Source organism: Rhizomonospora bruguierae (genome assembly GCF_018397995.1).
GTDB lineage: Bacteria > Actinomycetota > Actinomycetes > Mycobacteriales > Micromonosporaceae > Rhizomonospora > Rhizomonospora bruguierae.
In genome coordinates this window covers 1-21921 of sequence record NZ_BBQH01000087.1, presented here as the reverse complement: position 1 = coordinate 21921, position 21921 = coordinate 1, and the positions used below count along the sequence as shown (strand labels likewise).

Here is a 21921-nt window from a genome sequence, read left to right as displayed (position 1 = left end):
GCCGGGGCGCGTGACCGCGGGCCCGCGTGGCTGCGCCACTATGGACGGACCGGCGACGCCGCGTGGCGGGGTTGCGCGACTGTAGCGGTCCGGTTACGGTTCTGCGGATCCGGGGAGGTGACGGCGACGCTGAGCCTGGTCGATCTTGTGGTCGCCGTGCCGCCCGGCGGCCGTGCCGGCGTGCCGTTGCGGATGCGCTCCGGGGAGCGGGTCGCGCTGCTGGGCCCGGTCGAGGTCGGTACCGCCACCGCGCGGACGTTGGTCGGGCTCAGCCGGCCGGCGAGCGGGCGGATTCTGGTCGGCGATCGGGATGTCACCGGCGATCCTCCGGTGCGGCGGCAGATCGGGTACGTGCCGTGCGGCGGGGCGCTGCTGCCGCACCTGACGGTGGCGCAGAACGTGGAGTACGGGCTGCGGCGGCGGGAGCGGGTGCACGGGCTGGCGCAGTCGTGGGTGACATCGCTGACCGAGCGACTGGAGCTGGTGCCGACGCTGCACCTGCGGCCGCATCAGCTCTCGGCGGGGCAGCGATTACGGGCGGCGGTGGCGCGCGCCGTGGCGTGCCTGCCCGAGGTGCTCATCGTGGACCTGCCCGACGGCGGCGACGGTGCGGAGAGCCTGCGGGAGATGCTGGACCGGGCGACCTCGCCGGCCGCGCTCGACCCGGCCGTGCTGGTGTGCACGGGCTCCGCGGCGCTGGCCGCGCAGCTCGACCGGGCGGTCACGCCGGTCTCGCCGGCCCGGCAGCAGCAGGCGACCACGGCGGGGCCGCAGTCGTGAGGGCGACGCGGCGCACGGTGCTCCGGGCGGCCGGGATGGCCACGGCGGCCACGGCGTTGGGCGCCTGCGGGCCGGGCAACCGGGGCGTGCAGGTCATGGTGGTGTGGAGCGGGCGGGAACTGGAGCTGTTCCGGCGGGTGCTGCGCGGGTACGGGCAGCCGGTCGAGGTGATCAGCGCGGGCGACAACATTGATGCCCTGCTGCAGGCCCGGCGGGCCGCCGGGACCACGCCGGATGTGGCGGTCCTGTCCCGGCCGGGTCTGGTCGCCGACTACTCGCGGGCCGGCTGGCTCGAGCCGCTCGACGACGCGTTGGCCAGCGCGTTCACGCCGCGCTGGGCGCAGTTGTTGTACGCGGACGGCGCGCTGCACGGGGTGTGGGTGAAGGCGGCGCACAAGTCGCTGATCTGGCGGGTGCCCGGCACGCTGCCCAGCCCGCCGCAGGACTGGCCCGGCTTCGTCACCCTGGTCCGCGACCTCGCGGCGGCGACCGGGCCGCGGCCGCTCGCGATCGGCGCCGCGGACGGCTGGGTGCTCACCGACTGGCTGGAGAACCGGCTGGCGGTGCTGCTTTCCGCGGACGAGTACGACCAGTTGGCGCGCGGCGAGCGGCCATGGACGGACGGGCGGGTCCGACAGGCGTTCACGGACCTGGCCGAGCTGTGGGCCACGCCGGACGTGTTCCCCGGGGGTGGCCGCCGCGCGCTGCTGACCCAGAACGAGGAGTCGGTTCTCCAGGTCACCGCCACCCGGCAGGCGGCGATGGTGTTCGAGGGCGACTTCGTGGCCAGCGTGGTCGAGCGGTACCGGCCGCGGGCCGCGGCGGCGGAGCCGTTCCGTTTCCCCGGCCGCCCAACCGGCACCGCGGAGGAGCCGGTGCGGTTGCCGCTGGTGGTCGGCGGCGACGCCGCGGTGGTGTTCAGGGGTTCGGTCGCGGGGCGCCAACTGGTGAACTGGCTGGTGACCGCGGAGGCATTCCGCCCGTGGGTCGCCGCCGGCGGGTACCTGTCGCCGAACCGGTTCGTCGACACCCACCGGTACCCGACCCCGCTGGCGGCCGAGCTCGCGTCCCAGCTGACCTCCGAGGAGGAGGTTCGCTTCGACCTGTCCGACCGGCTGCCCGGCGCGTTGACCGGGGCGGACGGGCAGGGCAGCTGGCAGATCCTGCAGGACTTCTTCGCCGACGTGACGGTCAACCGGTGGGCCCGCGAGGCGGCGGTCAGCCGGGCGGTCGAGCGGATGGAGCGGGCGGCGGCGGCGATCCGGGAAGCCGGGCGATGAGCCGGGAACACCGGCACCGGCCGACGGCGCTGCTCGGCGAGGCGGTCCTGCTGGACGACATCGGACCGCCGCGCCGGGGCCGCGCGTACCCGACCGCCGGGGTCGCGTCGCTGTTGCTGCTGCCGGCGGCGGTGCTGCTCGTGTCGCTGGTGCTCTGGCCGGTGCTGCGGACCGTGCTGGCCAGCGTCACGGATGAGAATGGCTGGGTCGGTACCGCGCACTTCCACGCCGCCCTGAACGCCGAGGGCGCCTGGGCGGTGGTGGGTCGCACGCTGCTGTGGGCGGTCGTGGTCCCGTCGATCGTGACGCTGCTCGGGTACGTGCTGGCCGCCGCCACCCGGCGGGCGCCCGGCGGGCGCTGGGTGACCCTGGTGCTGGTCGCCCCGATCGCGCTGCCGCTGGTGGTGACGGGCGTGGCGTTCCACCTGCTCTACGACCCGGAGCCGCGGCGGGGCACGCTCACCGCGCTGGTCGCCGCCGTGTTCCGGCTGGTCGGTGCCGACCCCGACGCGGTACCGTCCTGGCTCGGTCCCCGGCTGATCACCGTGGCGCTGATGTCGGCGTTCGTCTGGGCCTGGGTGGGGCTGGCCGTGTTGGTGTTCCGGGCGGCGCTGGACCTGGTGCCCACCGGCCTGGCCGACGCGGTGCGGGCGCACGGCGGCACCCGCCGGGACGTGTTCCTCGACGGCACCTGGCGCCCGCTGCTGCGCCGCACGGTCGCCATCGTCTTCGCGCTGGTCGCGCTCGCCACCGCCCGCACCTTCGACCTGATCCTCATGATGGCTCCGGGCTCCGCCGTGGACGACGCGTCGGTGCTTGCCGTGCGGGTGTGGCAGACCGGCGGCACGACCCGGGGGCAGTCGGCCGCCCTGGGTGTGGTGTGGCTGGCCGCGGTCGCGCTCGGGATGCTCGGCGCGGCCTGGTTCTCCCGGCAGGCGTGGCCGCCACCCGAGCCCGCCACCCGGAGCCCGGCGCCGTCCGCCGAGCGTCCCCGCCCGGGCCGGCTGCGGCGGATCGTGCCGCCGCTCGCCGCCGTGCTCTGGCTCATCCCGCTGGTCGTGCTGATCGCCACGTCGCTGCACACCCGTTTGGACGCCGCCGCCTCCGGCTGGTGGAGCCGGGCGCCGAGCCTGGACTCGTACCGCGAGGAGTTGGCCAGCTCGGAGCTGAGCCGTTCGCTGGGGCTGACGGCGGCGCTGGCCGCGGCGGTGACCGCCGTGGTGCTCGTGGTCGCGCTGCTCGCCGCGTACGCCCTGGCCTGGCTGGCGCCGCCCGGCGCGCAGGTGTCCGGCGTGCTCATCCTGGCCTCGGCGGTGGTGCCGACGCAGGTGGTGGCGGGCCCCATCAAGGAGATCCTGGACGCGGTGGGGCTCGCCGGCAGCGTTGTGGGCCTGGGTCTGGTGCACGTGGCGCTGGGGGTGCCGTTCGCGATCCTGTTGTTGCGCAACGCGCTCGCGGACGTGCCGCCCCGGCGGGTCCGCGAGGCCCGGCTGGCCGTCCGTCGTGAGTGGAGTGTGCTGTGGCGGCTCGCGCCGGCCACGGTCCCCGCGGTGGTGGCGGTGTGCGTGCTGGAGTTCGTCCAGGTGTGGAACGACTTCGTGGTGGGGTTGCTGTTCGGCGGCCCCGACGCCACCCCGCTCGGGTTGCTGCTGTACGGGCAGGCCCGGCAGTTCGTCACCGCCGGCGGGCCGCTCGCGGCCGGCTCGGTGATCGCCTCGGCGCTGCCGCTGGTGCTGGTCGTGGTGTTCCGCCGGCAGGTGGTCGCCGGCCTGGTCTCGGGGTCGATCCGGTGAGCGCGCCGGGCGGTTCCCCGCGCACGCCGCGCTGGCAGTGGGTGGTGACCGCGGCCATCGCGGCGGGCTCGTTCGTCAGCAGCATCGCCAGCAACGTGGTGGCGAACCTGGTCGGCAGCAACCTCAACGCGCTCACCTGGTCGTTCGTCGGGATGACCGCGCTGGGCGGCGGCGGCCTGGCGCTGCTGGACTGGCGCCGGCGCCGGCTCGCCCAGCAGCAGCGGGCGGCGGACCCGGCCGAGTCGGTACCGGAGCAGAGCCCGGGCGTGCCCACGGACCTGCCGTACACGTCGGGCTTCACCGGCCGCCGCGCCGACCTGGACTGGATCATCGCGGCGCTGGAGGACGAGCACGCGGTGGCCGTGGTGGGGCGCCGCGCCGTGGGCACCTCGACCTGCGCGGTGCAGGCGGCCAACGTGGTGCGGGACCGGTTCGACGAGGGCCCGGTGTACCTGGACCTGCGCGGCGCCGGCCGGCAGCTCAGCCCCCGCCAGGTGCTCGGCGCGCTGGGCCGCAAGCTCGGCACCCCGCCGCCGCGCTCGGCCCGCTGGCAGGATCTCCAGGCGGCCGGCGCCGCCATCCGCCACGCGCTCGCGGACAAGCAGACCCTGCTGGTGCTGGACAATGTGGCCTCCGACGCCCAGGTGCGCGCCCTGCTCCCGCCCGCGCCGAGTTGCCGGCTGCTGTTCGCCGGCTCGCCGCAACTGACCACCTTGGACGGTGTGGCGATCCGCTGGCTGGAGGAGCCGGACGCCCGGGACGCGGTGGAGATGTTCGCGGCGGCGGCGCACGACGGCGGCATCGGCCGCACCCGCCGCGCCGACCCGCGCACCGACCCGGCGGTCGGCGAACTGGTCGAGTTGTGCGGGCGGCAGCCGCGCATCGTCCGCGCGCTGGGGTACCGGTCCGCCCGGCACGGGTGGCGCACCGACGAGTTGCTGGCCACCCTGCGCCGCGCGGTGGTCGCGCCGCCGCACCTGCCGGTCCCGTACGCCGAGGCGCTGGCCCTGCTGACCCGGCGGGACTCCGCCTACCGGGCGCTGAGCCGCCCGGGGCGACGGCTGTTCCGGCTGCTGTCGCTGGCACCCCGCCCGCTGGGCCGGGAACCGATCGCCGCGCTGACCCGCTGGCCCGTCGGCAAGGTGGGCCAGTTGCTGGACGAGTTGGCCGCCGGCGCGTTCGTCGCCTCCGCCGAGGGCGACCGCTACCACGTGCGGCCCCTGCTGGCGGCGCTGGCCCGGCTGCATCTGCGCGATGACGAGCCCGCCCGGCGCCGGGTCCGCGCGCAGGCGGGGCTGGTCCGGCACCTGGCCCGCCGGGCCGAGCGGCTGGCCGCCACGCTGGCCGTCGCCGCCGTCCCCGGACCGGCCGGCCTGCACCTGGACGACGACCCGGACGACTGGTTCACCCTCAACCACGACCTGCTGCGCGAGCTGGTGGTCAACGCCGCCGGCCCGCCCGGCGTCGGCGACCCGCTGCCGCGCACGCTGCGCCGCTGGTGGTTCCGGCTCGCCGCCGCGCTGTGCCTGTGGTACGCCCACGAAGACGATCTCGCGCACTGGGAGGAGGTCTGCGTCGCGGTCCTCGGCACCCCCACGGCGGGCGACCGACCCACGGTGGCGGGCTGGGCGCACAACGAGATCGGCGTGATCCGCCGCCGCCGCGGCGACCCCCGGGGCGCCACCGCGGCGCTCACCCTGGCCGTCACCGAGCGCCCGCGCCGCGGCCAGGGCCAGGCCGGCACCAACCTCGGCCTGGCCCTGCTCGACCAGGGCGACGTCGACCTGGCCATCGAGTACCTGGAACGCGCCCGCCGGCACCGCTCCCCCGCCGACCGGGCCGGGCAGGGCCTGACGGAACTGGGGCTGGGCGCGGCGTACCTGGCCCGGGACGACGCCGCGCGGGCCCGCCACCACCTGGTCCGGGCGGCCAACACGTTCGACGGCATCGGCGAGCGGCGTGGGTACGCCGCCGCGCTGACCAACCTCGTCCTCGCCCAGTGGCGGCTGGGTGAGCACCTGGACGCGGCGCACGCCGGCGGGGCCGCCCTGGCCGAGTACGAGCGCCTCGGCGACGAGGCGGGCCGGGCCGCCGCCCTGCTCAACACGGGCGCCATGCTGGTCAGTGCGGACCCGCCGCGCGGCGACCGGGCGCACGACCTGCTCACCGAGGCCCGCCGGCTGCGCGAGCGGCGCGACCCGGACGCCGCCCTCGGGCGCACCCTGCTGTACCTGGGCGACGCCGCGCTCGCCGTCGACCGCCCCGAGCAGGCCCGCCGGTACTGGCAGGAGGCCGCCGACGTGGGCGAGGCGGTCGGGGACGACACCGCGCGCGCCGCGGCCCTGCTCCGGCTGGCCAGCTAGGCCGGACCGGTTCGATGAGGACCCGCGCGGAACAGAAGACTGCCCGCTCAACCACGGGGGAAGCTGAGCGGGCAGTCAGGATGGATAGTAGCGCCCATCGGCGCCCACCGCTGCCCCCGCGGCTGTCGGAAACCCGGTAATCTGCCGTCATTGGTGGCCGACCAGCCGAGCGGGAACCTGGCTTCTTGTGGGAGCCCGGCTGGCCCGTGGGGTGGCTAGAGTTCCGTTGACTTCGACCTGTCTGTGCTGCTGAGGAGGCCGGCCTACGGTGGCCGACGACCCGAACGACCGCGCCGCCGCCCCACCCGCCCGGCCCGACGCCCGCCCGCCCGCGCCGGTGGCCCCGCTGCCGCCGATGCCACCGCCGCCGCCGGTGCCGTCCCCGGCCATACCGGCGGACCGCGGCCCGCGCCACCTGGCCGGCGACGACGCGGCCCCGAGGGCGAAGGGGAGGCGCTCCCCTCCCGAGCAAGCCGCGCACAGCAAGGCCGCGAAGGCCCCCACCGCCACAACTGCGCCCGCCACAACTGCGCCCGGCCCGGCTGCGCCCGCCACGACTGCGCCCGGCCCGGCTGCGCCCGCCACGACTGCGCCCGGCCCGGCGAAGCCGGCCACCGACCCGCCCGCGAAAGCCACCGGGGACGCCACCCCGAAGGCCGCCGCCGGGGATGGCGACGACACGGCCGTCCTGCCACGGATCCCAGCCCAACCCGGCCCGCGCGACGAGCCGCGTCCAGAGGGACCGTCTACCGAGAAGCCACGCGCGAAGGACCCGAGCGCGAAGGACCCACGCACGAACGGACCGAGCACGAACGGACCAAGCGCGAACGGACCCAGCACAACGGACCCGAGCGCGAAGGGCCCGAGCGCAACGAGGCAGCGCACGAAGCGGCCCAGCACAACCGAGCCGAGCGCAATGGACCCGAGCGCAATGGACCCGAGCGCGAAGGACCCGAGCACAACCGAGCCGAGCGCGAAGAAGCAGAACACGAAGGGGCCCAGCACAACGGAGTCGAGCACAAACGGCCCGAGCACAAGCGGCCCGAGCACAAACGGCCCGAGGGCGGACGGACCACGCGTTCCGCCGCCGCGCCAGGACGGAGCGCGCGCAGCGGGGCCGCGCGCCGACGGGCCGGCGTGGGACGGGCCGACCGCGGCGATCCACTTCGACGTGCCGGCCGAGCCGGAGCGCGACCCGCAGTCCGGCGAGGACGGGCTGCGGTCGTGGTTCCGGCGGTACGGCTGGCTGGTGGCGGCCGGCGCGGTGGCGCTGGTCGTGCTGCTCGCCTCGTGGCCGCTGGTCTCCAACGCCGGGCTGCCCTGGTATGACGGGAGGCCGGAGGCGGTGGTGGCGCAGCCACCAACGCCGGTGCCGGCACCGGCGACCACCGAGGCGCCGACCGCCGCGCCGACGGAGAACGCGGCTCCCCCGGCGCCCAAGCGCACCAAGGCACCGCCCCGCAAGCCGTCGACCGCCGCGCCGACGGCTCCGGCCACCACGTCGGCGCCGGTGCTGCTCGGGCCGTCGAATGACAACGGACTTCAGCTGATGCTGATGACCTACTGCTACACGCAGCGTGGCATGCGGGAGGCGCAACTGCGCAGCGGTACCAACCCGGCGGAGGACAACTGGGAGTGCCGCACCCGCAACCGCCGGGAGCTGATCAACATGCGGGCGGCGTGCCAGTGGCGGTACGGCACCGACGCGGTGGCCCGCTACTCGGACCCGGCCAACGCCTACACCTGGCGCTGCTACCGCGACTGACGCCCCCGCGAGGGCCGGGAACCGAGGCCCTCAAGCCGGCGGGCAGATGGCGGGCGGTGGCGCGCCGAACGCCACCGCCCGCCCGCCGCCGCACCCCCGCCAGGGCTTCGGCGGCCCGGGCCTGCCGGGGCCCGGAGTATCGTGGTGGGCCGGCCGGGCGTTGGCCAGGCCGGCCGGCCCACCACTTTCTGCTCGGCCTGATCGTGGGTATCAGGCCGTCTGGGTCACCCTCCACGCGGTCAGCTCACGGCGCGGACGCCGCCAGTGAGGGTGAAGGCGGTCGGCTCGGCGGCGCTGCCGGTGCAGGTGCCGGTGAAGCCGACCGGGTTGGCGGCGCTCGGTGCGCGGGCGCCGTTGCGGGACATGGACGTCGCGGCCGCGCCGGCGCCGGACCGGGTCCGGGTCCGGGTCGCCGACCAGCCGCAGGCGCGGATCACCTTCAGGCCCATCGCCTGCGCGTCGACGAACACGCCGTTGACCATACGGTGACGAGTCTCTTCGCGAACACGCCGGACCTTTCCATCTGGTAGGGGTGCCCGGGCGGGGCGGTGGACCCCGCCCGGGCGGTGGTGCGGTGGGGTGCCTCCTAGCCGATCAGGGCGCCGTAGTCGGCCAGCGCCAGTGCGACGTCCGTCTGCGCCCAGAACCGGTGGTAGTTGAAGGTCGGGACGGGGCCGCCGTTCAGGTACGACTGAACCTTGGACCAGTCCGGGTCGCTCTTGTAGAAGGAACGGATGTCCAGGAAGGACTTGCCGGAGGCGATCACGTCACCGTTGGGCATCTTGCCGTTGAAGTTCGACGGCACGTAGAGGCCCTGGTGGGTGCTGCTGCTGTAGAGGTCGTCCAGGCGGTTGTAGTCCGCCTTGGTCTCCGGCACCGAGACACCCTTGGTGTCCTTGTGCTGGAGGATGCCGTCCAGCAGCCCCTTGGCGGTCGCCTTGGCCTGGGCGTGGTTGGCCTTGACGCCGTAGTAGATCAGCAGCCGCGCGTACGCGCCCGCCACCCCGACGTCGTTGGTGTAGTCCTGGACCGTGACGTGCAGGCCGCTGTTGTTCACGGTGCTGCTCGGCGAGCTCCAGTTGCCACCCGGCTGGCCGGTCCAGGTGAGGGTCGACGGGATCTGGTAGTTCGCGCTCCCGTTGGCGGTGGTGTTGGCCAGCGCCCAGGTGACCCACTTGTCCAGCACGGCCTTGGCCTTCGCGTCACCGGTCTTGTAGTAGTACTCCGCGACGCGCTCCAGGCTCCACGCCTGGAAGCCGAACCACTGGTTCGACGGCGGGTCGTGGTAAACCGGCTGCCAGTCGTACGCCAGCCCGTAGAAGGTCGGCGTGCCGGCCGGCGGGGTCTGGTACGAGCCACCCCAGCTGTTGGTCGCGCCGCCGGCGATCGCACCCTCGGAGGACTGCAGCCAGGTGTAGAACTCGATCTGCCGGCTGAGGCTGGTGGTCCAGTCCGTCTTGGCGCTCGGCGACCGCGGGGTCAGCTCCGGCACCTGGGACAGCGCCCAGGCCGCCATCGGGTTCTGGTACCCGCTGTGGTTGTGGCTGGAGCCGATCCGCCAGCTCCAGGCGCCGTCCAGCGCCGCGCCCCAGGCGTAGTACCAGGAGAGCAGGTAGCTGGAGCCGTCCTTGCCGGTGCCGGCCGCGCAGCTCGGCGAGGTGCAGCCGGGCTTCTTGAAGTACTTGTCGTACATCGCGTAGCGCAGGTAGTCACCCATCTTGGCGGCCTTGGTCACGCTGGCCGAGACCTGCGACGCCACGCCCTGCTCGGTCGCCCAGGACAGCGCCCAGTAGGCGGCCTGCACGGCCCGTGCGTCGGCGTCCGGCGCGTTGGTGAACTTCCACTGCTTGGCCGGGTTCGAGTCCTGGGCGAACAGCGGACCGTAGCCGTTGGGGCCACCGAAGGCGAACGTTTCGCAGGACGGCTGCGGGATGGTCTCGAAGACCGACTCCTGCGGGCCGCGCTGGTAGGTGTTGATGTACGCCACCCGGGTGGTCTTGTCGCCGCACTTGCCGAAGCCGTACGTGTTGTCCACGTCCAGCAGCCAGTGCATGCCGTAGACGTCACCGTTGCCGTAGGTGCTGGTCAGCTCGCTGTAGAGCGGGTCCTGCCCGGTCTTGACGTTCGTGTCGAACGCGACCGGGTACTGGTCTGGGTAGTCCTTCTCCGGGGCGTACTGCGCCGGGGAGGAGGCGTTGTAGCCGCCCCACTTGTAGTCCGAGCCGCTGGGGATGATGTACTTCTCCATCGTCGCCCAGGCGTTGTTGAACGGCGTCCAGTTCTTGGTGATGCGGCCGTACTGGGCCTCCAGGAACAGCCAGTAGCTGAACGCCTCGGACGTGGTCTCGTGACCGTGGTCCGGCGCCTCGACCATGAACGTCTCGACCGAGTGGTACGGCACGCCCTCCGGGCTGAAGTAGCCGTTGGCCGGCGCCTTCAGCTTGTTGTACAGCTCCAGGAACTCCTGGGTGTACGTGCTGCCGCTGGGGCCGTCGTCGTCCGCCTCGGTGGCGGTGATCGTCGCCGAGGTGTACCCGGTGGCGCTCGCCGTGATCGTCGCCGTGCCGTTCGTGGTGTCGGCGTCCTGGGCCGCGGAGACGGTCACGTTGACGCCGGTGTTCCAGTTCGCCGAGGTCAGCGTGACGCTGGTCGGCGAGACGGTGATGTCGGGGTCACCGGTCTTGGTCAGCGTGACCGGCACGTTCGCCGTCGGGGCGGCGGACAGCTTGAGGTTCACCGTGGAGCTGCCGCCCTCGGGCACGGTCACCGAGGTCGGCGCCGCGATGATCGAGGGTCCGCTGGGCGCCACGACGGTGAAGCTCTTCTCGTCGATCGCGGTCAGCGCCGGGTTGCCGTTGTCGTACGCGCGGGCCTGCACGGTGTAGTCACCGGCGGGCAGCGCGGTCAGGGTGTACGAGTACGGCGCGGTCGTGTCGGTGTTGACCAGCATGCCGTTGCGGTAGAACTCGACCTTGGTGATCGAGCCGTCGGGGTCGCTGGCGGTGGCGGTCAGCGGCACGTCGGCCGGGGCGGTCTTGGTGCCGGCCGGCACGGTCAGGGCCACCGTGGGCGGTTGGTTGGTCTGGGCGGCCCCGCAGGTGGTGCCGTTCACCGAGAAGGAGGTCGGCGGGGGGTTGCTGCCGCTCCACGCGCCGTTGAAGCCGATCGAGGTGGACTGGCCGTTGCCGAGCTGCCCGTTGTAGGACATGTTCGTCGCGGTCACGGTGGAGCCGCTCTGCGTCCAGTTCGCGTTCCAGCCTTGGTCGACGCGCTGGGTGCTCGTGGGGAAGGTGAACTTGACCGTCCAGTTCTGCCACGCGTCACCCTTGTTGGTGACCGTCATGTTCGCGGTGAACCCGCCGGGCCAGTCGTTGGTCGAGTAGACCACGTCGCACCCGGGCGCGGCGAAGGCGACGCCGCCGGGCGCGGCGGCGATCCCTCCCGCGACCAGGGCGCCGGCGGCCAGCATGGCCACCCGGCGCCATCTCGGACTGAGTTTCATCTGCTCGCTACTCCTCGCGGACCTGAGCGGAGCCGTGCGGCTCCGGCGAAGCGCCTCCGGCGCGGTACGTGGAGCGGGCGCGGGTACGAAGGCGCCTGGGGGAAAAAGGGGATGGACCCGTCCCGGACCGGGATCAGCGGCGGTTCACGCCGACCAGGGGGTTGTGGTCGGGGGTGTCGGAAGGAGGCTCGCCGTCCGGAAAGTCGGATGCCCTCGGCGGTCCTGCGCGCAGTGTCTGGCTCCCGGCTGCGACTAGTTCGACAGTTTTCCATGGGAGCGCTCCCGAGGCAAGTGGGAGCGCTCCTCCGTCCACTGAGGATGATTGGCGACCGGGTTGACCAGCGCCGGAAGGTCATTTTGATGCACGCCGGGGTTTCGCCGATGTTTCGATCTCATTTTGGGTCTTTCACATCGGCGTGACGCCGGCTACAGTCGCATCAACGTCGATGGGAGCGCTTCCATTGACGGATGTTGAAGTCACGGAGGACATGGCTGCGACCGACACCGCAGCTAGCGTCCGAACCGTGCGACTGGCGGCGGGCCAGCCCGGACTCCGCCATCAGCCGACCCACTACCCGGTCGAAGGGAGGTGGAAGCAGAGCCACTCGCGTGGCCCGGCTCCCGCGCGGCACGCACCACCGTGGAGGCAGACCCGCATCGGTGCGTGTGAACTACCCGGTAGGGGCGGGGATTGCCCTCCCCGCCCCTACGCTACCTTCTCCCGGCACCCACTGGCATCAACGACGGGCCAGGAATGTCCGGCCCGTCCGGGCCGCTGCGCGTCGCGTCAGCCCGAACGGCCCCTCGCCACCAGTCGGGTGATCCACCCACCCCCGCCCCTGTTCAATCGCCCCGGATACGCTTACCCTTACGCTTGGGAGCGCTCCCAATGCTCCGCTCCCGATGCTTCGAGGCGACTGACCCCCTCCGAGGAGAACGAGATATGGCCGTAGACAACCGGCGGCACCAGCTGCACCGCGCTCCGTCCGCCGGCGGTGGTGGCCCGGCCACCGGTGGTGATACGGCCCCCACGGTCGCCGCGCCGACGGTGGAGCACGCGCCCGTGCTCGCCGCGACCACCGCCGCGGTGCCCCTCGGCAGCCCCACCCCGGCGGCGCTGACCACCCCCGCGCCCAACGGTTCCGGCGAGGGCGCCGACGGCCACCGCACCCCGGACCCGCTGCACGAGCCTCACCTGGGCCTGCGCTTCCCCGACGGCTTCGGCTGGGGCGCGGCCACCTCCGCGTACCAGATCGAGGGCGCGTCGAAGGAGGACGGCCGCGGCGAGTCGGTCTGGGACACGTTCAGCCGCACCCCGGGCAAGGTCGCCAACGGCGACACCGGCGACGTGGCGGCCGACCACTACCACCGGTACGTCGAGGACCTCAACCTGATGAAGGAGTTGGGGCTGCGCTCGTACCGGTTCTCGATCTCCTGGTCCCGGGTGCTGCCCGACGGCTCCGGCCAGGTCAACCAGCGGGGCCTGGACTTCTACCGCCGGCTCGTGGACGGCCTGCACGAGCGGAACATCCAGCCGATGGCGACGCTGTTCCACTGGGACCTGCCGCAGGTGCTGCACGACGCCGGCGGCTGGGAGAACCGCGACACCGCCTACCGGTTCGCCGACTACGCCGATCTCGTCTACCGGGCCCTCGGCGACCAGGTGCCGACCTGGCTGACCGTCAACGAGCCCAAGACGGTCGTGCAGAACGGCTACCTGCGCGGCTCGCACGCCCCCGGCTTCGCCGACGCGGACCGGGCCTACCTGGCCGCCCACCACCTCCAGCTGGCCCACGGCCTGGCCGTGCGGGCCATGCGCGCCACCGGCATCGCCAGCCGCATCGGGCCGGCGCTGAACCTGCACCCCTGCTACCCGGCCGACCAGAGCGCCGAGTCCCGCGCCGCCACCGAGCTGTACGACGGGTACGAGAACCGCCTCTACCTGGACTCGATCCTGCGCGGCCACTACCCGCAGGACGTGCTGGACGACCTCGGTCCGGGCAGCCCCATGGTCCGGGCGATCCAGGACGGGGACCTGGAGCTGATCTCGGCGCCGGTGGACCTGCTCGCGGTGCAGTACTACACACCGATATACGTGACCGCCGCCGGCGAGATCACCCAGAAGTGGCCCACGTCGATGGCGTTCTGGCAGCAGATCTACCCGGACGGCATGTACGACATCCTGACCCGGGTCACCCGCGACTACGGCGCCATCCCGCTCACCATCACCGAGAACGGGCTGCCCTGCCCGGACCAGCTCGACGCCAACGGCGCCGTGGACGACCCGAGCCGGGTCGCCTTCCTGCGCGACCACCTCGCCGCCACGCACCGCGCGATCGCCGACGGCGTTCCGTTGGAGAGCTACCACGTGTGGTCCCTGCTGGACAACTTCGAGTGGGAGTGCGGCTACGAGCAGCGCTGGGGCCTGATCTACGTGGACTACGCCAGCCAGCAGCGGATCTTCAAGCGCAGCGCCCACTGGTACCGTCAGGTGATCGCCAACAACGCCGTCTGATCCCCCGGAGAGCCGGCTTGAGCAGCAGCAGCACCAAGCGGCGCGCCTCCGCGGCGGAGCTGCACGCGCTGACCGCCCGCGCCTTCGGGCCGGGCGGTCAGCTCACCTCCGCGGTCGAACTGACCGAGGGCTCCTACAACGCCGTGTACGCGGTGACCGTCGACGACCGCCCGCTCGTCCTCAAGATCTCCCCGCCGCCCGGGCTGAAGCTGCTCACCCACGAGGTCGACCTGCTGCGCACCGAGGTCGAGTACTACCGGCGGGCCGGGCCGGCGGGCACGCCGGTCCCCGAGGTGGTGTACGCCGACCATGATCGGTCCGTCATCGAGTGCGACTTCATGTTCATGAGCCGGGTCGACGGGGTGCCCCTGAACGGCGCCGGCCTCGCGGGTTCCGTGCTGGCCGACCTCCGGCGCCGGATCACCACGATCGCCTGCCGGGCGCACCGCGTCACCGGCACCCGCTTCGGGTACCCGCAGCGCGGCAGCCGCACCTGGCAGACCACCTGGCGGGGCGCCTTCGGCGCGATGATCGACGACGTCCTGGCCGACGCCGCCCGGCTGGGCAGCACCCTTCCGGCACCACCCGACCGCATCGCCGCCCTGCTCCGCCGCCACGCGGACGCGCTCGACGAGGTGCGCCGCCCCGCCCTGGTCCACTTCGACCTGTGGGACGGCAACGTGTTCGTCACGCCGTCCGCGTCCGGTGGCTGGGAGGTGGCCGGGCTGATCGACGGCGAGCGCGCCTTCTACGGCGACCCGCTGGCGGAACTGGTCAGCCTGGCCCTGCTCCGCGACCTGCCCGACGCCCCCGAGGTGCTGGCCGGCTACACGGACGCGCACGGCACGGAGGTCGACCTGGACGGTGCCGAAGGGCGCCGCATCACCCTCTACACCAGCTACCTGTACCTGATCATGGCGATCGAGGGGGCGACCCGCGGCTGGGCCGGCCCGGAGCAGGAGGAACGCGAGGCGGGCATCCGCGGTCTCCTGGACGCCCAACTCGCCCGCCTCTGACCCGCGCGCACCGGTACGCCGGTCATGACGGGCACGGTCACGCGGTGTGGCGCGTCCCGCCGTGCCCGGCGCGACCGGGTTACCGGGGTAGCGCCTGCTGTAGTTCGGCGCGCAGCGCCGGGGTCAGCATCTCGCCGGCCTGCTTGGCCAGCCGCGCCATCTCGTAGCCGACCACGCCGATGTCCGCGTCCGCGGCGGCGAGGGTGGCCAGGATGGAACCGTCCCGGATGGACATGACGAGGAAGAAGCCGCGCCCCATCTCGACGACGGTCTGCTTCACCTCGTCGCCGTCGAACATCTGCGCCGCGCCGTTGGTGATGCTGTACAGGCCGGAGGTGACGGCGGCCAGCTTGTCGGCGTGGTCACGCGGAAGGTGGTCGGAGACCGCCACCAGCAGCCCGTCCGAGGAGACCACCACGGCGTGTGCCACGCCCGGCACGCGCTCCGCGAACGCGCTCACCAGCCAGGACAGGTCGCGGGCCTGCTGACTCAAGGTTTTCACGGGTGCTTAGTCCTCCTCGCTACCCGCGCCACGCCACGGCGCAGGTCCTGACGTGCTGGCATCTTCGGCCTCCGCCCGGCGTACGCCGCCGTAGAACCGGGACAGGACACCACCGATGGCCATGGGGTCCGGGTCGTCCCGCTGCGCCGGCACGCGGGGGGCCGCGGCGGTGTCCTGCGGGAGCTGCGCCATGGGTACCCGCAGGGGCAGCCCGGACGACGCGGTGCCGCCGGTGATCGGCACCGCGGGCGGCGCCGCGCCGGCGAACTGGCCGCCGGCGGCCGGCGGGACCGGCACGCCGCTGATCGGCGTGCCGCCGGCCGACTGCTGGGGGTGCCCGCCACCCGCCGCGGCGGCGCCGTACCCGGCCTGCGGCGACCCGTGGCCCGCGGGCCGGGCGAGGCCGTTGCCGCCGCGCGCGCCGGCACCGGATCGCCCGCTGCGGGACCACCAGGCGCTGCGCGCGTCGGGGTCGTCGCCGCCGGCGGCGGCGATGCCGCGGCGCCCGGAACGGCCCAGCGGCAGCCGGCTCAGGCCGGGCGCCGAGGGCACGGCCGGCGCGGTGATCTGCGCGGTGGCGGTTGCGCTGGCCGGCAGGACGGCCGCGGCGAGCGCGCTGATGCCGGGGCGGACGACCCCGCGGCCGACGCCCGGGCGCTGCTCCAGGGTGACCAGGTTGGGCGGCAGCTCGACGGAGGCGACCACACCGGGGTCGGCCCCGCGCAGCCGGACCGTGACGCCGTGCCGGGCGGCGATGTGGCTGACCACGAACAGGCCCATCCGCTCGGAGGCGGCCACATCCGCGGCGGGCGGGGCGGCGAGCACCTCGTTGGCCTCGACGAGGGCGCGCTCGCTCATGCCCAGCCCCTCGTCGGCGATCTCGATGAACGCGCCGCCGACCCGGGTCTGCTGGCCGGTGATCAGCACGGGGGTGGTCGGCGGGGAGAACGAGGTGGCGTTCTCCAGCAGCTCGGCCAGCAGGTGGACGAGGTCGGCCACCGCGTGCCCGGCCACGTGGGGGTTGTCCGCGATGTCGTGCCGGACCCGGGTGTACTGCTCTATCTCGCCCATCGCGGCGAGCACCGCGCTGGGCAGCGACACCGGGGCGCTCCACCGGCGGGCGGCCTCGGTGCCCGCCAGGACCAGCAGGTTCTCGTCGTTGCGGCGCATCCGGGCGGCCAGGTGGTCGAGGCGGAACAGGTTGTGCAGCTGGTCCGGGTCGCGCTCGTCACGCTCCAACTCGTCCAGCAGCTCCAGCTGCCGCTCGACCAGGACCTGGCTGCGCCGGGCCAGGTTGACGAACATCGCGTTGACGTTGCGCCGCATGGTGGCCTGCTCGACCGCGAGGTGCACGGCGCTGCGGTGCACGGCCGTGAACGCCTCCGCCACCTCACCGATCTCGTCCGCGGAGCGGACCGGGCTCTCCCGCACCGCCACCTCGGGGACCTCGGCGCGCACCGAACTCAGCCGCTGGAGCAGCTCCGGCAGCTCGCCGTCCGCGACCCGCAGGGCCTGGTGGCGCAGCCGGAGCAGCGAGGCGGCCATCGACCGGCCGATCGCGACGGAGGTCAGCAGGGCCAGCGCCAGCACCGCCAGGATCACGGCGGTGGCCAGCAGGGTGCGCCGGGTCTGCGCCGAACTGCGCGCCCCGGCCACGTCCGTCACCCGGCTGACCAGGCGCTGCTCGACCTGCCGGGTCAGATCCTGCTGGGTGGTGCTGGCGGTCCACCACTCGTCGTTGCCGACCGGGACCCGGCCGCGACCGGTGCTGTCCACCAGCGTCTGGGCGAGCCGGCCGGTGTCGTACACCGCCTTGCCGCGCACCAGGTCGTCGTAGACGAACACCTGGTTGGTGGGCGAGCTGCCGCGGAAGCTGACCAGCGCCTGCACGTACTGGCCGCGCAGGTCGGCGACGTCCACGTAGTCGCCCGGCTGGTAGCGGCGGGCGGCGGTGACCGCCGCGACCCGGCCCCGCAGCCGCGAGGCCAGCTCCTTGGTCCGGCCCATCGCGATCAGGCCGTTCTGCGCCTCGATCAGGTCGGTGTGCCCGCTGCCCGGCGAGGGCGTGCCGAGCAGGGCCAGCAACGCGTCGTCGAGCTGCGCGTAGTAGTCGTAGGCGCCGAGCGCGCCGATGGCGTTCGTGCGGACCCCCTCGCGGACGGCGGTGAGCTGGCCGAGCCAGTTGTTGGCCAGCGCCCACGCCTCCCGCCAGGCCGCCGTGTCCGGCTGCGCGTCGGCGACCCGGGCGCGCAGGTCGGCGATCGCACCGTCCACATTGGTGTACTGCTCGGCGAGCAGGTTCCCGAGCTTGCCGGTGTCCCGCTGCGGCTCGGGCAGCGGCAGGAGGGCGCCGAGGCCGGCGAGGGTGGTGTCCCGCTCGTCCTGCACCTGGTGGACCAGTGTGGTGATCGGCCCGGCCAGCCGGACCTGCCGCTCGAACTGGTTGAGCGTCTGGGCCTCGTCGGCCAGCGCGGTGACCTGGATGGCGGCCAGCACCAGGAACGCCAGCGAGGGCACCAGCAGCACGGCGATCAGCTTGTTGGGCACCCGCCAGTCGCGGACCCGCAGGCGGGAGCGGGGCGGCCGGGCCGGGCCGGGCGGTGGTGCGCTGGCCGGACCGCCGCCCGGGACGCTGGCCGGGGTGCCGCTCCGGGCGCCGGTCAACCGGAGGCCGAACGACGCGTCCTCACCGGAAGCCGGCGTGGACGCCTCGCGCTCCGGTACACCGGTTCGCCGCCGGCGGTGCGGGCTCACTCCAATGCCCATTCCCTCGGATCCGGGGACGGCAGCCGCCACGCCTCCCACCCTTCCTGTCCACCGGCCCGATCCTGGGCGCACGAGCCACGCACGTCGGCGCGCATACCATCCAACCAGCATCAGCCGAAGTGTCAACGGCACCTTGGGCTACATTTCCGGCCGACCGTGCGGTCGGGCGGCCAGCCGGGCGGCGCCCACCGCACCGACCTCGGGCTGATCGTTGTCGGTCACCAGCCGCGGCGCAAGGGCCGACCGGAATGCCCGCCGCCACCACGCGGAGGCGGCCACCGCGCCGCCGCCGAGCACCACCCCCACCCGCCCATCGACTGTGGACTCGATCACAGTCAGGTCGTCGGCGATCCGCCGGCAGACTCCGTTGAGGAGCGCGGCGAGCAGATCCACCCCGGCGGTCGCCAGGCCGATGCCGCGCAGTTCGCCGGAGCCGGCGGGGGCGCGGCCGGGCGGCCGGTCGCCGGCCAGCCGGGGGTCGGCGGGCAGGGTGCACGCCGGATCGATATCCGCCAACGCCTCCTCCAGCGCCGGGCCCTCCGGCAGCCGCAGCACCCGCCGCGCCCAGGCGTACAGATTCCCGCCGCTGGAATAGGCGACGCCGGTGACGATGCGACCGTGGTCCACCCGGTACCGCCAAAGGGCCGGCGGCAGCGGCGGCAGCGCGGCACCGGCCGGGGCGGGCTGGATCAGCCGCACCGCGGCCGACGTGCCGACGGTGACCGCGGCCCGGTCCGGGGTCAGGCAGCCCGAACCGGCGTTGGAGGCGGCACCGTCCCCGACCGGGGGCGCCCACGCGACGTCACGCAGCTCCGGCCAGCGGGCCGCGAACCGGGCGGCGAGCCGGCCGTGCCAGCCGGGCGGCGCGATCGGGGGCAGCCGCCGCGGGTCGACGCCCGCCAGGGCGCGCGCCTCCGCGTCCCACTCCATCGTGGACAGTTCGAGCAGGCCGGTGCCGGAGGCGACCGAGACCGACGTGGGCACGGGCGCGCCGAGCAGCGCGCCGAGGACGAACTCCGGCAGGCCGACGAAGCCCGCCGGCGTGGCCGCCAACCGGGCGGTGAGCCACGGGATCCGCACCGTCCAGTACAGACCGTGATGCCAGGCGCCGGTGCGGCGGTGGAAGTCCTCCGGATCGGCCGGGCCGGGCGCGCCGGGCGGCGGCTCCGGGCGGCTGTCCAGCCACGTCAGCACCGGACTCATCGGCTCGCCCGCGGCGTCCACCGGCAGCACCGAGTGCCACTGCGTCGAGGTGGCCACCAGCGACACGCCCGCGAGCCGACCGGCGGCGGACAGTTCGTCCAGGCACTCGACCAGCGCGGCGAGGTACCGGCGCGGATCCAGCGTGCCGGCGCCCTCCCGGTCGACCTGGACGAGGGCGGAGCGGCGGGCGAGCGCACCCGGTACCGGGGCGGCGGCGGCGTCGAGCACCAGGGCGCGCACCGACGAGGTGCCGAGGTCCAGGGCGAGAACGTTCATCGCCCGCCACGCTATCGCCCGTGCGGGCGGCGGTGGGCTGGTGCCCGTTGTAGAGTGTCGGCATGCCCGCGCGTTTGAACTCCTGGTGGCCCGCCCGACCGGCGGCCCACCCGACCCGCGCGTAACGTTCCCGACGCGGCCGCCCGATGAGGCGGCCGCCGTGAGTCCTTCGGGCAGCACCGGGCGCCGAGCCAGCGGCCCCCGCCCGTAAAGGACCGCCGTGACCCTGCTCGACACACTCCTCACCACGATCGCCGCCGGCGCCGACCCCGGCCCGTTCGCGCTGCTGCACCGCGAGGGCAGCGACGACCTGGAGGTCTTCACCGGCACCGCCGCCCCGGTCGGGCGGCTGGGCGCCGTGCCGCTGCCCACCGCGGGCGCCCCCGGCCCCCGCACCCTGGCCGTCATCCCGTACCGGCAGATCTCCGAGCGCGGCTTCGCCTGCGTGGACGACGGACTGCCGCTGGAATGCCTGGTCATCGACGCCGCCGAGCGGGTGCCGCTGCCGGCCGCCCGGTCGGCGCTGCCGGCCGGCGAGATCGCCACCGCCGGCGGCGGCTTCGAGATCGACGACGACGCCTACGCCCGGACCGTCGAGCGGGTGCTGGCCGAGGAGATCGGCACCGGCGAGGGCGCCAACTTCGTCATCCACCGCGCGTTCACCGCCCACCTCGACGGACCGCCGCTGGCCGCGGCGGTCCGCGCGCTGCGCCGGCTGCTCGTCGGCGAACGCGGCGCGTACTGGACGTTCCTCGTGCACACCGGCGGCCGCACGCTGGTCGGCGCGAGCCCGGAGCGGCAGGTCAGCGTCGAGGACGGGCTGGTCATGAAGAACCCGATCAGCGGCACCCACCGGCACGGCCCGGCCGGCGCCGACCCGGACGCGCTGCTGCGCTTCCTCGCCGACCGGAAGGAGACCGACGAGCTGTACATGGTCCTCGACGAGGAACTGAAGATGATGGCGACCGTCGCGGACCGGGGCGGCCAGGTCGTCGGCCCGTACGTGAAGGAGATGGCGCACCTGACGCACACCGAGTACCTGCTGGCCGGGCGGGGCTCGCTGGACGTGCGGGACGTGCTGCGCGAGACGATGTTCGCCCCGACCGTCACGGGCAGCCCGATCGAGAACGCTTGCCGGGTCATCGCCCGGCACGAGGGAACCGGCCGCCGGTACTACTCCGGCGCGGTCGCCCTGCTCGGCTACGACGGGGCGGGGCGGCAGTCGCTGGACTCGGCCATCCTCATCCGCACCGCCGAACTGACCGCGGACGGCCGGGTCCGGGTGCCGGTCGGCGCCACGATGGTGCGGCACAGCACCCCGGCGGGCGAGGTCGCCGAGACCCACGCCAAGGCGGCCGGCGTGCTCACCGCCCTGGGCCTGCACCCCGCCGCCCCGGCCCGGCCGGCGGACCGGCCGGACCGGCTCGCCGACGACCCCCGGATCGCCGCCGCGCTGGCCGCCCGCAACACCGATCTGGCCCGCTTCTGGCTGGCGGAGCGCGAGCCGGACGCGCTGCACCTGCCCGCGCTCGTCGGTCGGCACGTGCTCATCGTGGACGCCGAGGACTCGTTCACCGGCATGCTCGCCCACGTCCTGCGGGCCCTCGGCCCGCGGGTGACGCTGCGCCCGTACACCGGGATCGGCGACCTCACCGGCTTCGACCTGGTGGTGGTCGGCCCCGGCCCGGGCGATCCGCGGGACGGGGCGGACGCCAAGATGCGCGCGCTGCGCCGCCTGGTCCGGGATCTGCTGGCCACCCGCCGCCCGGCGCTCGGCGTCTGCCTGGGCCACCAGGTGCTCGCCGCGCACCTGGGATTGCGGATGCACCGCCGCACCGCCCCCTATCAGGGCCTCCAGCGGGACGTGGAGATGTTCGGCAGCACGCGGCGGGTGGGCTTCTATTCGACGTTCACCGCGCTGGCCGACGAGGACGAGGTGGCGACCGGGTACGGGCGCGTCCGGCTGGCCCGCGACGCGGGCGACGGCGCGGTGCACGCGCTGCGGGGAGAGTTTTTCGCGGGCGTGCAGTTCCACCCTGAGTCGGTGCTCAGCCGGGACGGGGTGGCCGTCCTGTCGGACCTGCTCCCCGCGCTCCTGCCCGCCACCCTGCCGGCGCCGTGACACGAGCGGCGCGGGCGGCGCGGGCGGCGCGGGCGGCG

13 protein-coding genes are annotated in these 21921 nt (G+C 74.3%); 8 read left to right on the top strand and 5 right to left on the bottom strand.

The window, feature by feature from the left end; translation table 11 throughout:
- The first annotated feature begins 117 nt into the window (after window positions 1-117).
- The 5 genes from KJS59_RS28070 (at window position 118) to KJS59_RS28050 (ending at window position 7981) form a co-directional block, all read left to right on the top strand.
- On the top strand, window positions 118-780 hold the full coding sequence (locus KJS59_RS28070) for an ATP-binding cassette domain-containing protein (RefSeq protein WP_213456534.1): 663 nt from the start codon (window positions 118-120) through the stop codon (window positions 778-780).
- Entirely contained in the window at window positions 777-2060 is a 1284-nt protein-coding gene (locus KJS59_RS28065; protein ID WP_213456532.1) for an ABC transporter substrate-binding protein, read from the top strand. Before KJS59_RS28070 ends, KJS59_RS28065 begins: the two co-directional genes overlap by 4 nt.
- Window positions 2057-3853 carry an ABC transporter permease gene (locus tag KJS59_RS28060; protein WP_213456530.1) on the top strand — a complete coding sequence of 599 codons (1797 nt, stop codon included), beginning with the start codon at window positions 2057-2059 and terminating at the stop codon, window positions 3851-3853. The genes KJS59_RS28065 and KJS59_RS28060 overlap by 4 nt, the downstream gene beginning before the upstream one ends.
- Window positions 3850-6216, top strand: a complete 2367-nt coding sequence (locus tag KJS59_RS28055) for a tetratricopeptide repeat protein (protein WP_213456528.1) — start codon at window positions 3850-3852, stop codon at window positions 6214-6216. The genes KJS59_RS28060 and KJS59_RS28055 overlap by 4 nt, the downstream gene beginning before the upstream one ends.
- Window positions 6217-7387: 1171 nt before the next feature.
- The gene (locus KJS59_RS28050) at window positions 7388-7981 is read left to right on the top strand and encodes a hypothetical protein (protein ID WP_213456526.1); all 594 of its coding nucleotides are present in this window, start codon (window positions 7388-7390) and stop codon (window positions 7979-7981) included.
- Window positions 7982-8220: 239 nt separating this feature from the next.
- On the opposite strand, the gene KJS59_RS28045 is transcribed toward KJS59_RS28050, so the two are convergent.
- Together KJS59_RS28045 and KJS59_RS28040 are read right to left on the bottom strand one after the other, a co-directional pair.
- Window positions 8221-8451 (bottom strand): cellulose binding domain-containing protein, encoded by a 231-nt coding sequence (locus tag KJS59_RS28045; protein ID WP_213456524.1) that lies wholly within the window; start codon window positions 8449-8451, stop codon window positions 8221-8223.
- A 116-nt stretch (window positions 8452-8567) separates the two neighbouring features.
- Complete coding sequence (locus KJS59_RS28040) at window positions 8568-11483, bottom strand: glycoside hydrolase family 48 protein (protein ID WP_213456521.1); 2916 nt, start codon at window positions 11481-11483, stop codon at window positions 8568-8570.
- A 943-nt stretch (window positions 11484-12426) separates the two neighbouring features.
- On the opposite strand from KJS59_RS28040, the gene KJS59_RS28035 reads away from it, so the two are divergent.
- Together KJS59_RS28035 and KJS59_RS28030 are read left to right on the top strand one after the other, a co-directional pair.
- The gene (locus KJS59_RS28035; protein WP_213456519.1) at window positions 12427-13998 is read left to right on the top strand and encodes a GH1 family beta-glucosidase; all 1572 of its coding nucleotides are present in this window, start codon (window positions 12427-12429) and stop codon (window positions 13996-13998) included.
- A 17-nt stretch (window positions 13999-14015) separates the two neighbouring features.
- Entirely contained in the window at window positions 14016-15014 is a 999-nt protein-coding gene (locus tag KJS59_RS28030) for a phosphotransferase family protein (RefSeq protein WP_213456517.1), read from the top strand.
- Between the two features lie 79 nt (window positions 15015-15093).
- On the opposite strand, the gene KJS59_RS28025 is transcribed toward KJS59_RS28030, so the two are convergent.
- The 3 genes from KJS59_RS28025 to KJS59_RS28015 all read right to left on the bottom strand — a co-directional run bounded on the left by KJS59_RS28025 (window position 15094) and on the right by KJS59_RS28015 (window position 19761).
- On the bottom strand, window positions 15094-15516 hold the full coding sequence (locus KJS59_RS28025; protein ID WP_249715017.1) for a roadblock/LC7 domain-containing protein: 423 nt from the start codon (window positions 15514-15516) through the stop codon (window positions 15094-15096).
- A 6-nt stretch (window positions 15517-15522) separates the two neighbouring features.
- Complete coding sequence (locus KJS59_RS28020) at window positions 15523-18312, bottom strand: sensor histidine kinase (RefSeq protein ID WP_213456515.1); 2790 nt, start codon at window positions 18310-18312, stop codon at window positions 15523-15525.
- A gap of 108 nt (window positions 18313-18420) precedes the next feature.
- Window positions 18421-19761, bottom strand: coding sequence for an FGGY family carbohydrate kinase (locus tag KJS59_RS28015; protein ID WP_213456512.1), 1341 nt, complete (start codon window positions 19759-19761; stop codon window positions 18421-18423).
- A gap of 220 nt (window positions 19762-19981) precedes the next feature.
- Between KJS59_RS28015 and KJS59_RS28010 the strand changes: the two genes are divergently transcribed.
- On the top strand, window positions 19982-21883 hold the full coding sequence (locus tag KJS59_RS28010) for a chorismate-binding protein (protein ID WP_213456510.1): 1902 nt from the start codon (window positions 19982-19984) through the stop codon (window positions 21881-21883).
- Window positions 21884-21921: the final 38 nt, after the last annotated feature.